Annotated in this window: 9 protein-coding genes; 5 read left to right on the top strand and 4 right to left on the bottom strand. The window is 72.2% G+C overall.

The window, feature by feature from the left end:
* From C8P66_RS02545 to nudC, 4 genes are all read right to left on the bottom strand, one after another.
* Window positions 1-1,257 carry an MFS transporter gene (locus tag C8P66_RS02545; RefSeq protein WP_111396567.1) on the bottom strand — a complete coding sequence of 419 codons (1,257 nt, stop codon included), beginning with the start codon at window positions 1,255-1,257 and terminating at the stop codon, window positions 1-3.
* A complete protein-coding gene (locus tag C8P66_RS02540; RefSeq protein WP_111396566.1) occupies window positions 1,254-5,894 on the bottom strand; it encodes an NAD-glutamate dehydrogenase domain-containing protein in 4,641 nt (1,546 codons plus the stop codon). The genes C8P66_RS02545 and C8P66_RS02540 overlap by 4 nt, the downstream gene beginning before the upstream one ends.
* A gap of 92 nt (window positions 5,895-5,986) precedes the next feature.
* Window positions 5,987-6,322 carry a phosphoribosylamine--glycine ligase gene (locus tag C8P66_RS23725; protein WP_158537070.1) on the bottom strand — a complete coding sequence of 112 codons (336 nt, stop codon included), beginning with the start codon at window positions 6,320-6,322 and terminating at the stop codon, window positions 5,987-5,989.
* Entirely contained in the window at window positions 6,319-7,245 is a 927-nt protein-coding gene (gene nudC, locus C8P66_RS02530; protein WP_111396565.1) for an NAD(+) diphosphatase, read from the bottom strand. The genes C8P66_RS23725 and nudC overlap by 4 nt, the downstream gene beginning before the upstream one ends.
* A gap of 81 nt (window positions 7,246-7,326) precedes the next feature.
* Here nudC and C8P66_RS02525 point away from each other — a divergent pair, with 81 nt between their 5' ends.
* From C8P66_RS02525 to C8P66_RS02505, 5 genes are all read left to right on the top strand, one after another.
* Window positions 7,327-8,001, top strand: a complete 675-nt coding sequence (locus C8P66_RS02525) for a phosphoribosyltransferase (RefSeq protein ID WP_111396564.1) — start codon at window positions 7,327-7,329, stop codon at window positions 7,999-8,001.
* 68 nt (window positions 8,002-8,069) lie between these two features.
* On the top strand, window positions 8,070-9,650 hold the full coding sequence (locus tag C8P66_RS02520; RefSeq protein ID WP_111396563.1) for an ABC transporter substrate-binding protein: 1,581 nt from the start codon (window positions 8,070-8,072) through the stop codon (window positions 9,648-9,650).
* Window positions 9,647-11,335 carry a gamma-glutamyltransferase family protein gene (locus tag C8P66_RS02515; RefSeq protein ID WP_111396562.1) on the top strand — a complete coding sequence of 563 codons (1,689 nt, stop codon included), beginning with the start codon at window positions 9,647-9,649 and terminating at the stop codon, window positions 11,333-11,335. The genes C8P66_RS02520 and C8P66_RS02515 overlap by 4 nt, the downstream gene beginning before the upstream one ends.
* Window positions 11,336-11,391: 56 nt before the next feature.
* Window positions 11,392-11,595, top strand: a complete 204-nt coding sequence (locus tag C8P66_RS02510; protein WP_111396561.1) for a hypothetical protein — start codon at window positions 11,392-11,394, stop codon at window positions 11,593-11,595.
* Window positions 11,595-13,007: an amidase gene (locus tag C8P66_RS02505; RefSeq protein WP_111396560.1), complete on the top strand. Its 1,413-nt coding sequence runs from the start codon at window positions 11,595-11,597 to the stop codon at window positions 13,005-13,007. Before C8P66_RS02510 ends, C8P66_RS02505 begins: the two co-directional genes overlap by 1 nt.
* Window positions 13,008-13,102 lie beyond the last annotated feature (95 nt).

Genomic DNA, 13,102 nt, shown 5'->3' with positions numbered 1-13,102 from the left:
TCAGCGCCCGCCCCGCCCCTCGAACCGCACCGTCAGCAGGATCGCCGCCCCGATCGCGAGGAACACCACCACGGTCGCCATGCCCGCCCGCTGGCTGCCGGTCGTGGCGGTCACCACCGCCAGCGCCGCCGGACCCAAAAAGCCGGTGATCCGCCCGGACAGGGCAAACAGCCCGAAATAGGCGGTGACCTCCCCGGCCGGCGCCATGCGCGCCATCAGCGTGCGGCTCGCGGCCTGGGCCGGGCCGATGAAGAGGCCCAGCGTCAGCGCCAGCACCCAGAACGCCGCCTGGGTCGTGGTGATCAGCAGCCCGGTGCCACAAATGATCAAGGCGCCGAGTGCCACCAGCACCGTCCGGCGTGAGCCGATCTTGTCCTCGATCAGCCCGAACCCCGCCGCGCCCAGCCCGGCGGTGACGTTCAGCGCGATGCCGAAGATCAGGATCTGTTCCAGGCTCATCCCGAACACCCCGGCCGCATAGATCGCGCCGAAGGCGAAGAGCGTGTTCAGCCCGTCGGTATAGAACAGCCGCGCCAGCAGGAAGCGCAGCAGGGCTGGGTCGGAGGGCAGGCGCTTCAGCACCGTCGCGATCTCGGCCAGGCCCAGCCGCGCCGCCGCCACCCAGCCGGGCCGCGCCCCCTTGGGGTCCGGCAGGGCGATCAGCACCGGCCAGCCGAAGACCAGCATCCAGCCCGCGACCAGCAGCGCCGTGGCGCGGACATGCTCGGCCTGCGAGCGGTCCAGGCCGAAGGGCGAGGGATCGGGCCGGATCAGCAGCACCAGCGCGACGCCGAGGCAGGCGAGCCCCCCGGCATAGCCGAGCCCCCAGGCCAGCCCCGAAATGCGGCCCAGCCGTTCGGGCGGCGCCACCTGCGGCAGCATGGCGTTGTAGAAGACGGTGCCAAGCTCGAACCCCACCGTCGCCACGCCGACGCAGACCAGCGCCCAGAGGGTGGAGTCCACCGAGGGCGTCGCGAACCAGACCAGCCCGGTCGCGACCGCGGTGACGAGGGTGCAGACCAGCAGCATCAGCCGCCGCCGCCCCCCCGCATCGGCCACCGCCCCCAGCAGCGGGCAGGTCAGCGCCAGGGTCAGCCCGGCGATGGTCTGCATCACGCCCCATTGGGCCTGCCCGGTGGCCGGGTCCGGCGCGATGCCTTGCGAGAAATAGGCGGCGATGACGAAGGTCGAGACCACCGTCGGAAAGGCGCTGTTGGCCCAGTCGTAAAGCGCCCAGGCCCAGGCCCTGCGGTTCACGCCGCGAGCCGCGACAGCGCCCGCAGGGCCACGGTGAAGGCGGCGAGTTCCCCGCTCGCCGCCGCCTCCTGTGCCAGGCGCATCGCGCTGCCCACGCCCGGCGCCGCCGCCGGATCGGCGCCGCCGAGGCGTGAGGCGGCCAGGCGGCTCCGCATCGCCATCAGATCATCCAGCAGCGCCGATTTCGCGCGGGTGCCGAAGGTGCCGGGGGCGCGGGCGGCGGCGATGGCGGCGCGCAGCGGGGTGAGGGCGAAGGCCTCGCCGATCTCGGCCCAGGCCTCGGCGGCGGCTTCGGGCTCCACGCCGGCCTCGGTCGCCAGCCGCACGATGCCGGGCGAATCCGCCAGCGCATCGGCGCTGGCGGCCAGATGCGCGGCCTCGGCCGGGATGCCCGCGGCGATCCAGGCGAAGCCCGCGGGCAGGTCGCCGGCCGCGAGCCGCCGGATGCCGGGGGCGAAGGCGGCCTGCGCCGCCTCCAGCGGCAGGCTGCCCTCGGGCAAGGTGAGCAGCAGCCGCGCCGCCGCCTCATGCAGCCGCCGCAGCGCGAGCAGCACGGCATGGCGCGCCTCGGGGGGCGCAGGCGCCGCATCGGCGGCATCGGCGGCGGCGCCGATGCCGAACAGCAGATCCGCCAGCACGGCGGCCCGCGCCGCCCGGGCCGGATCGGAATCCGTGGCCAGCCGGGCGAAGCCCGCGCAGCCGAGCCGGTTCGCGACCTCGTTCGAAAGGATCGTGCCCAGCAATTCGCGCCGCAGCCGGTGCCGCCGCGCCTCATCGCCGAACCGCTCCCGCAGCGCGGGCGGGAAGTAGTCGAGCAGCAGCGCTTCCAGCGCGGGGTCGTCGGGCAGGTCGGAGGCCTCGATCGCCTCGTTCAGCCAGAGCTTGAGATGCGGCAGCAACGCCGCGATCTCCGGCCGGGTCAGCGCATCGCCCGAGAGGCTCCGCGCGGCCAGCGCCTCCGCCCCCGGCAGCCCGGCGGTGACGCGGTCGAGCAGCCCCGCCGCGTCCAGCCGCAGCATCAGCCCGCTTTGGGCGGACAGCGCCTCGGCGCCGGCCATGGCCTCCAGGGTGACGGCGAGGCCCTGCTGCGCATTGTCGCGCAGCACCAGCGCGCCGACGTCATCGGTCATGGCGCGCAAAAAATCCTCGCGCTGGCGCTCGGTCAACGCACCGCTGCGGATCGCATCGGCCAGCGCGATCTTGATGTTGACCTCGTGATCGCTGGTCGAGACGCCGGCCGAATTGTCCAGCGCGTCGGAATTCAGCCGCGTGCCCGTCCGCGCCGCCTCGATCCGCCCGGCCTGGGTAACGCCGAGGTTGGCGCCCTCCCCGATCACCCGCGCGCGAATCTCCCGCCCATCGGCGCGGATCGGGTCATTGGCGCGGTCACCGGCCTCGGCCTGGGTCTCGGTCGAGGCTTTCACATAGGTGCCGATGCCGCCGAAATAGAGCAGGTCGACCGGCAGGCGCAGGATCTTGCGCATGATCTCGGCGGGGGTGGCGCGGTCGGTATCGATGCCGAGCAGCGCCCGCGCCTCGGGCGAGAGCGGCAGGGTCTTGGCGCTGCGCGGCAGGATGGCGCCGCCCGGTGAGAGCAGCAGCGCGTTGTAATCCGTCCAGGACGAACGCGGCAGCGCGAACAGTCGCGCCCGCTCATCGTAGGACACTGCGGGATCGGGGTCGGGGTCGACAAAAATGTGGCGGTGGTCGAAGGCCGCGAGCAGCCGCGTCTGCCGCGACACCAGCAGCCCATTGCCGAAGACATCGCCCGACATGTCGCCCACGCCGGCGCAGGTGAAGGGTGTCGCCTGGATGTCGTGCCCCATCTCGGCGAAGTGGCGGGCGACCATCACCCAGGCCCCCTTGGCCGTGATGCCCATGATCTTGTGGTCGTAGCCCTGGCTGCCGCCCGAGGCGAAGGCATCGCCGAGCCAGAAGCCGCGTTCCAGCGCGATGCCATTGGCGATGTCGCTGAAACTCGCGGTGCCCTTGTCGGCGGCGGCGACGATATAGGGATCGTCGCCATCCCGCCGGCGGCTGCCGAGGCTCGGGATGACGCCCTCCTCCCCGATGTTGTCGGCGAGGTCCAGCATCCCGTGGATCAGGATGCGATAGGCCGCGATCCCCGCCGCCTGGAACGCCGCCCGATCCGTGGGCGGCGCCTTCAGCACGAAGCCGCCCTTGGCCCCGGTCGGCACGATGACGACGTTCTTCAGCCGCTGCGCCTTCATCAGCCCCAGGATCTCGGTCCGAAAGTCCTCGCGCCGGTCGGACCAGCGGATGCCGCCGCGCGCGACCGGGCCCGCGCGCAGATGGCAGCATTCGATGCCGGGCGCGTGGATGAAGATTTCCCGCCAGGGGCGCGGGCGGGGCATCTCGCCGGCCAGCGCGCTGTCGATCTTGATCGCGAGATAGGGCTTGGCCTCGAAAAAATTGGTCCGCAGCACCGCATCGACCAGCACCGACAGCCGTTGCAGGATGCGGTCGGCATCGGGATCGGTGACCGCCTCCAGCGCCTCGGCCCATGCCGCGTCGAGTTCGGTGGTGTCATTCGCCAGCGCCGGGTCGAGCCGCATGCGGAAGCGCCGCACCAGTAGATCGGCGCAGAGCGGATGCAGCGCCAGCGCGGTTTCGATGCTGGCCTGCTCGACGCCGAAGCCGACCTGCTTCAGCCAGCGCGCCATGCTCCGCAGCAGCCAGGCCTCACGCCAGCCGAGCCCGGCACGCAGCACCAGGCGGTTGAAGCCATCGGCCTCGATCCGACCGTCCAGCAGGGCGGCCAGCGCGTCCAGCAGGGCGGCGAACCGTTCGGGCGGGGCCTCGGTGCCAACCTCCAGATGGAAGCGGTGCAGCGCCACCGGCCCAAGCCCCTGGGGCGCCAGACGCCAGCCCTGTTCCTCGATCGCGCGCAGATCCAGGCTCTCGAACAGCGGCAGCATGTCGGCCAGGGGCAAGGCATTGCCGGGGTTGGCCAGGGTCAGCGTCAGGCTGCGCGCGGGCGCGCCGGGGCTGCGTTCCAGGGCGGCGGCGGGGCGGCCCTCGGCGATCGAGCGTTCGGCGAGGGCGATATCGGCCACCGCGCGGCCACCCGGCACGCTTTCGCGATAGGCGGGGGGGAAGGCATCCTGCCAGCGCAGCAGCAGGCTGGCCCCTCCGACCTCGCCCTGCTCGGCGACCAGCGCCTCGGCCAGATGTTCGGAGAAGCCGCGCGCGGATTGCACCACCGCGGCCTCCAGCACCGCGGGATCGACCTCGGCGCGATGGTCCGGGTCGGTGCCGATGACGTAGTGCACGCGGGCCAGCGGCGTGTCGCCAAGGGCGATATAGGTGGCCGAGAGCCGCCCCTGGAAGGCGCCGGCGATCAGCGCGCCGACCCGTTCGCGGGTGCGGGTGTCGAAGGATTCGCGTGGGAACCAGGCGATGACCGTGGCGAAGCGGCCGAAGGGATCACGGCGGACATGGATCGCCGTGCGCGGGCGGATGCCGAGGTCGAGCGCGATCCGCGCGCCGTCCAGGATTTCCGCCTCGGTCGCCTGCACCAGCTCGTCGCGCGGCCAGGTGTCGAGGATGTTGCGCAGCGCGCGGCCGTCATGGCTGCCGGCCTCGACGCCGGCCATGGCCAGGATGCGCTCCACCTTGCCGCGCAGCAGCGGGATCGAGCGCGGGTTGCGGTTATAGGCATCGGCCGCGAAGAGCCCGACGAACAGCCTGACCGCGACCACCCGCCCGTCCGGCCCGAACACCCGCGTGGTGACGACATCGGCATGCTGCGGGCGATGCACGGTGGAGCGCAGATTGGCCTTGGCGACGGTCAGCGGCACCGCGGCCGCGAAGCCCGCCGCCACCGCCGGCGGCACCGCCGCGAGGTCCCGCAGCGCATCGAACACCGGCACGGCGGGATCGCGCAGCAGCCCGAGCCCCGGCTCGATGGCGGAGATGCCGCCATCCGGGGCGATCTCCAGGCGGCGATGGCCCACCAGGACGAAGTTCTCCTCCGCCAGCCAATCCAGCATGGCCACCGCTTCCTCGACATCCTGCGGTGCGGCGCTGACCTCCTGCCGCGCCTGGCGCAGCAGGGCCAGGGTGGCGGGGAAATCGGCGACGGCGAGGCGGACGTCGGACAGGGCGCGGGCCAGGGCGGCCTCGGTCGCCACCCAATCGGTGCGGCCGGCGGGGGCGATCTCGATCCGCATCATGCTCTCGGGCGGCGCCCCGGGGGCGCCGAGTGCCAGCAGCCGCCCATCGGCATCGCGCGTGGCGCCGAGCACCGGATGCAGCAGGCGGCGCACCACCCGCCCCTGCCGCGTCAGCGCGCCAAGGGCGCTGTCCACCAGGAAGGGCATGTCATCGGTGACGATCTCCGCCACCGCCGAGGCGCCGCGCCCGGCCCCAGGGGCCAGCAGCCGCACCCGCGCCGCCCCGCCCGGCGGGCGGTCGGCGGCAAAGGCGTAGAGCGAGGCCGCCGCGGCCGCAGGCTGGTCGGCCGGCATCCCGGCCAGCTCGGCGGTCGGCGCCGAGGCGTAGAGTTTCCGCAGCAACACCGCGGCATCGGCGGGCAGATCGGGCGCGAGGCGGGCCAGGGCCTGTTCGGCGGCGCGGAACAACTCCGCGCGTGTTCCGATATCGGCGTCGGGCATGGCGGTCGCTCCCTGATTGGTTGACCTATCCTTGGCGCGCCCGGCCTGCCGGAGGCAAGCTCAGCCGTGTGTCAGACCCCCCGCAGCCCCGGCTAGCGCGGCGCCTCCACCCCGCCCGAACTGGGAATGCCGGCGCGTTGCAGGCAGGCGCGCAGGGCGCGATTCTCCGCCTCGGCCGCTTCGCGCTCGATGCGGGACTGGTTGCTGACATTGGCCGGGTTGGACTGCTGGCGCAGGGATGCCGCCGCCGGATCGTTCCGGGCCTCGGCGCGGCAGGGCGCCCAGCCGGGCGGGTCCTGGCGGGCGGGGGTGCTGGCGCCGCAGCCTGCGAGCAGGGACAGGGCGAGCAGGGACAGGCCGGGCAGGGAGAGGCCGGGCAGGGAGAGGCCGGGCAGGGAGAGGCCGGGCAGAAGGGTCGCGCGCATCATGATGTGGCCAGCCAGTCCTCGATCAGGCGCCGGGCGATGCTGTCCACACGCGGCAAAGCGAAGCCATGCGCTTCGGGATCGGCCAGTTCGGCGCGGGTGAACCATCGGGCGTCCTGCAATTCCTCAGGATCGATGGTGACGGTATCGGACAGCCCCTGCGCGTAAAATCCCAGCATGATGCTGGCCGGGAAGGGCCAGGGCTGGCTGGAATGGTACTGCACATGGCCGACCTCGATGCCGGATTCCTCACCGACCTCGCGGCGGACGGCCTCTTCCAGGCTCTCGCCGGGTTCGACGAAGCCGGCCAGGGTCGAATACATCCGGCTGTTGGGGAACCGGGTGGAATGGCCGAGCAGGCAGCGGTCGCCGCGCACCACCAGCATGATGACGGCGGGGTCGGTGCGGGGGAAATGCTGGGCGCCGCAGCCAGTGCAGGTCATCGCATTGCCGGCATTGCGCGGCGCGCACAGGCTGCCGCAGACACCGCAGAACTTGTGCCTTGTGCGCCAATGCATCAGCCCGCGGGCATGGGCGAGCACCGAGGCCTCGCCCGGCGGCAGCAGCCCCGCGACGGACCGCAGGTCGGTGAAGGTGCCGATGGTGTCGGTCAGCAGCGGCAGCGGGTCCTCGGCGGCCGAGCAATCGACGGCGAAGACCGGACGGTCCTCCCACAGGCCCAGCAGCGCCCAGGGGCCGCCGGCCATGCGCAACGCATCGGCGGCGGCGGGGGTGAGGAACAGCGCCTCGGGCGTGCCCTCCTCGACCCCGCGCATCAGGCTGCGGCTGCGCCACACCGGGGCGAACAGCGCGCGCGGATCGGCCAGGGCGGCCGCCAGGAAGGCTTCGTCGTCGCGTCGGTTGCTGACGCGGTCGATCGGGCTTCCGGTATAGGCATTGAGGCGGGAGGCGGGGATCGTGAGCATGGCCGCTGTGTTTGACATGGGCGGGCCCCGATGGGGAGGGGGGGTGGCGGCGCCGTGCGCGCCGGGCTCTTATCCCGCCGCATGACCGGCCCCTGGCAAAACTTCATCCCCGCCGCCCCAGCCCCGCTTGGCTATCACGGCTTCTATCCCGCCCCGATGCCGGACGGCTCCTGCTTGGAGCTGCCGCTGCGGGACCGCGGGACCCATGCGGTGGCGGGGCTGATCGTGAACCAGGCCTCCTTCACCGTGCTGCGGGCGCTGGCCGCCTGGATGACGGCGACCGCCCGCAAGCATGGCGCCGAGGTGGTCGTGGGGCTGCCGACCCTGGGCCAGAGCCTGGCCCCGCTGGTCGCCGAGGGGCTCGGCCATACCAACTGGGTGGCGCCCGGCTGGTCGCGGAAGACCTGGTATGACGAGGCGCTGTCGGTCTCCGCGACCTCCTCCACCAGCCCCGACCCGCGCGCGATGTGGCTCGACCCCAATCTGCTGCCGCGCCTCGCGGGGCGGCGGGTGCTGCTGGTCGATGACGTGCTGGCCTCAGGGGTTTCGGCCGCCGCCGGCGTCGCCCTGCTGGCGACGGTGGGGGTGCGGCCGGTGGCGCTGAGCGTCGCGATGATCCAGGGCGACCGCTGGCGCCCGCTCTGGGCCGAGGACATTCCGGTCAGCGCCGCTTTTGCCACCCCCTTGTTCGATCCGCATCCCGCCGGCTGGCTGCCGCGCCCGGAAACGGCACCGCACGCGCTGTGCCGCCCCTGAAGGCCGCCCCGGGCGGTTGACAGCCCCCGGCACCGGCCGGAGCGTGGCGCCTCACCGGAGTCGAATGCATGCGCCTGTTGCCAACCCTCGCCCTTGCTCTTGGCCTGCTGCCGCAGATCACCGGGGCCCAGATCGCGGGCGCCCAGACACTGACGATGGGGGTGCAGTCCACCTTTGGCGTCGATCCGCATTTCCTGTTCCTCGGCCCGAACATGGCGGCGGCGCGGCACATCTACGACAGTCTGATCGGGCGCGACCCGGAGAGCCGCTGGGTCCCGGGCCTTGCCGAATCCTGGGAGGCCGAGGGCGACAACGCCTGGGTCCTGCATCTGAAGCATGACGTCCTGTTCCAGGACGGCAGCCCCTTCACCGCGGCGGATGTCGCCTTCTCGCTCGCCCGCATCCCGAATGTGCCGAACAACCCCGGGCCCTATACGCCGAACCTGCGCACCATCACGGGCGTGGAGGTGGTGGACCCCTACACCATCCGCCTGACCACCGACCGGCCGAACCCGACGTTGCCGGGGCAGTTGACGAATGTCTTCATCGTCTCCGCCAAGGCCGCCGAGGGCGCCACCACCGCCGATTTCGCCTCCGGCCGCGCCGCCATCGGCACCGGGCCGTTTCGTCTGGTCGCGTTTCGCGGCGCGGAGGGCATGAGCCTCACCCGCAACGAGAGCTGGCACGGCGGCCGCGCCCCTTGGGAGAAGGTGGAGGTACGGGTGATGTCGAACGACGCCTCCCGCCTTGCCGCCCTGCTCTCGGGCGATGTCGATCTGGTCGAGGAGATCTCGCCGAGCGATGTCGAGCGGCTGGAGCGCGATCCCCGCGTCTCGGTGTTCAAGCGCCCCTCCGACCGCGTGATGTTCCTCCTGCCCCTGGTCGGGCCGGAGCGCGTGGCGCTGATCACCGATACCGCCGGCCAGCCGCTGGACCGCAACCCGCTGCGCGACCTCAAGGTGCGGCAGGCGATCTCGCTGGCGCTGGACCGGGGGGCGCTGGTCTCCCGCGCCATGGACGGGCAGGCGGTGGCGACCGCGCAGCTGGTGCCGGAGGGCTTCGGCGCCTGGGACCCGAACCTGCCGGCGGCACGGCCCGACCCGGCGGCGGCCCGGCGGCTGCTGGCCGAGGCGGGGTATCCGCAGGGCTTCGGGCTGACCATCGGCTGTTCCAACAACCGCTACGTCAATGATTCGCGGATCTGCCAGGCGGCGGGGCAGATGCTCAGCCGCGCCGGGCTGAAGGTCTCGGTCGAGACCCAGCCGGGCAGCGTCTTCTTCCCCCGCACCGTGGCCGGGCGGAACGACGTGCCGCTGATCCTGTTCGGGCTGTCGCTCTCCTCCTCGCGCGACGCCTCCTACCTGCTCGCCACGGTGATGCACACGCAGAACCGGGCCATGGGCATCGGGCAGGGCAACCGGGGCGGCTTCTCCGACCCCGAGCTGGACGCGATGATCGAAAACTCCGCTGTCATGTCGGGGCCCGAACGCGAGCCGGCGCTGCGGGCCGCCATGCTGGCGGGCATCGCGCGCGGGGCGGCGATCCCGCTCTACAATCAGGTGACCATCGCGGCGGCGCGACGGGGCATCACTTACACGCCGCGCATGGACGAACAGATGGTCGCGACCTACGCAAGCCCCGCCCCGTGAGCACACGCCCCCTGATCGCCGGCAGCCGGCATGCCGTCTCCGCCGGGCATTACCTCGCGGCCAGCGCCGGGCTCGCCATCCTGGAAGCCGGTGGCAATGCGGTGGATGCGGGCTGCGCGGCGGGGCTCGCGCTCGGCGTGCTGCAACCCGATCTGGTCAATGTCGCGGGTGTGGCGCCGATCCTGATCCGCATGGCGGATGGCACGACGGAGACGATCGCCGGGCTCGGCCACTGGCCGGCCTCGATCCCGCCCGATCACTTCATGCGCAACCATGCGGGCAAGATGCCGCCCGGGGTGCAGCGGACGGTGGTGCCGGCCGCCCCCGATGCCTGGATCACGGCGCTGGAACGCCACGGCACCATGGGTTTTGCGGAGATCGCCGAACCGGCCATCCGCTTCGCCGCCGAGGGCTTCTTCGTCTATCCCCTGCTGGCCGAGAGCCTCGCCGGCCACGCCGCCGAATATGCGCGCTGGCCGCAGAATGCCGCGATCTATTTGCCCGGCGGCGCGCCGCCGCCGGTCGGCAGCCGCTTCGTGCAGACCGATCTCGCCGCGATGCTCACCCATATGGCCGATGTGGCGCGCGCCGCCGGCGGGCGGCTGGAGGGGCTGGCCGCCGCCCATGCCGCCTTCTACCGCGGCGACATCGCGGCCAGGATCGTCGATTTCATCCAGGCCGAGGGCGGCTTCCTGTCCCGCTCGGACATGGCCGGCTTCCATTCGCGGATCGAGCCCGTCGTCTCCCGCCGCTGGCGCGGGCATGAGGTGATGGTCTGCGGCCCCTGGTGCCAGGGGCCGACCCTGCTGGAAGCGCTGCTGCTGATGGAGCGGGCGGGCTTCCACGGCATGGCGCACAACTCGGCCGATTATTTGCATCTGATGGCCGAATGCCTGAAGGCCGCGATGGCCGACCGCGAACACCATTTCGCCGATCCCGCGATCTTCGACGTGCCGATCGAGCGGCTGCTGTCGGAGGAGCACATCGCCGCGCGCGTCGCGCTGTTCGACCAGGAGCGCGCGCATCCGGGCGTGCCCGAGCCGCTGTTCGGCCCCGACCTCGCGCCCCGCGTCACCGGCGCCGGGCATCCCACGGTGGAGCCCGACACCTCCTACGTCGCGGTGGTGGACCGCTGGGGCAACGCCTTCAGCGCCACCCCCTCCGATGGATCGTGGAATGCGCCGGTGGTGCCGGGGCTTGGCATCGTCGCCTCCTGCCGCGGCACCCAGTCGCGCCCCGATCCGCTGCATCCCTCCGGCGTCGGCCCCGGGCGGCGGCCGCGGCTGACGCCGAACCCCGCGCTGGTGGTCACGCGCGATGGCGGGGTGATGCCCTTCGGCACCCCGGGCGGGGATGTGCAGATCCAGGCGATGCTGCAGGTGCTGCTCAACCGCTTCCACTTCGGGATGGATCTGCAAACGGCAATCGAGGCGCCGCGCATCGCCTCCTACGCCACGCCCTCCTCCTTCGCGCCTTACGAATCCTATCCCCGGCGCCTGGCGGTGGAGGGGCTGGTGCCCGAGACCGTGCGCCACGCCTTGGCCGCGCGCGGGCACGACATCCGCGACTGGCCCGACCGCACCTGGCTCGCGGGCAGCGTCGAGGCGGTGGAGACCGACCCCGCGACCGGGTTGCGGCTTGCCGGCGCCGATCCGCGCCGCCCGGCCTATGCGGTGGCAATGTAGCGGGGCCGGCAATCCTTCGATAGCGTAACAGGCTCTGACGCCCGGGGGCTGCACGCATGGACCAGACATTCATCGAAGGCACGGTGGCGGCGATCGAGGCCTGGCACGGCATCAGCTTGCCGAACGACCGCGCCCTGGCGGCCCTCTCGGATCTCCAGGCCGCCCTGGCGGAATTCGCCATGATCCGCGACGGCCTGGCCTTCGAGGATGAGCCGGCGAGCTTCGAAGCCGCCTTGGCCGCGACGAAGGAGCCCGGCTGATGCCGATCAGCGAATATCCGACCCTGACCGCCGCCGCCGATGCCTTCGCCGCCGGCGAGGTTTCGGCCGTGGCCCTGACCGAGGCCTGCCTGGCCCGCATCGCCGCGCATGATGCGGCCCTGAACAGCGTGATCCGGCTGGATGCGGAGCTTGCCCGCGAACGCGCCGCCAGCCTGGATGCCGCACGGTCGCGCGGCGAGGCGCTGGGCCCGCTGGCCGGCGTGCCGATGATGCACAAGGACATGTACTACCGCGAAGGCCGGGTCAGCACCTGCGGCAGCCAGATCCGCAAGAATTTCGTGGCGCCGATCACCGCCACCGCGCTGTCCCGCCTGGATGAGGCCGGGGCGATCGACTGCGGCACGCTGAACATGGCCGAATTCGCCCAGAACGCCACTGGTCACAACGCGCATTTCGGCGATTGCAGGAACCCCTGGAACACCGATTACTGCACCGGCGGCTCCTCCTCCGGCTCCGGCGCCGCGGTGGCGGCGGGTTTCGTCTATGCGGCGCTGGGCTCGGATACCGGCGGCTCGATCCGGCTGCCGGCGACCATGTGCGGGATCACCGGGCTGAAGCCGACCCAGACGCGGGTGCCGCGGACCGGGGTGATGCCGCTGTCCTTCTCCTTCGACAATGTCGGGCCGCTGGTCCGCAGCGCCAAGGACGCCGCCCGGCTGCTCAAGGTCATCGCCGGCAGGGATGAGCTGGACCCGACCAGCGCGCGCGAGCCGGTGCCGGATTACGAGGCCGCCCTGACCGGCGACCTGCGCGGCAGCCGGATCGCGGTGATCGAGACCTACTTCCTCGAAGACGCGGATGCCCCGGTGATGGCGGCCTTCGAGGCGGCGCTGGAGGTGCTGCGCGGGCGCGGGGCCGAGGTGACCCGGATCGCGCTTCCCATGATGCGGGCGATCAATGCCTGCACGGCCATGATCTCCCGCGTCGAATCGGCCACCATCCATGCCAATTGGATGCGGGATCGGCCGCAGGATTACGCGACCCACCTCTCGGCGCGCATCTATGCCGGCTATGGCGTGCCGGGGCCGACCTATGTCGCCGCGCTGTCGATGCGCGGGCCACTGCTGCGCGCCTTCGTGGCCGAGGCGCTCTCGGCCTATGATCTGGTCGTCACGCCGACCCTGCGCACCCGGGTCCCCACCCGCGCCGAGACCGATGCGGATGCCGATATGGCCAATTGGGGGCGGATGATGGCGGCCTCGGCCAATACGCGGCCGTTCAACTACCTCGGCCTGCCGACCGTCTCGGTGCCCTGCGGCTTCGACGACCGCGGCCTGCCGGTGGGGCTGCAACTCGCGGGGCGGCCTTTTGCCGAAGCGCGCATCCTTGCGGCAGCGGATGCCTTCCAACGCGACACCGAATGGCACATGCGGGCACCAAACCTCGCCTGATACGGGTTTGCTGCCCTTGCGCCGCATGGCGGGCATGCGGAGACTGACCAACAACCCATCGGGACCCGAAGATCGTCGTGACGGAAACCCCTCCT

The organism is Humitalea rosea (assembly GCF_003253705.1).
GTDB classification, from domain to species: domain Bacteria; phylum Pseudomonadota; class Alphaproteobacteria; order Acetobacterales; family Acetobacteraceae; genus Humitalea; species Humitalea rosea.
The sequence above is the reverse complement of the archived record's forward strand: the minus strand, read 5'-3'. Positions and strand labels throughout refer to the sequence as shown.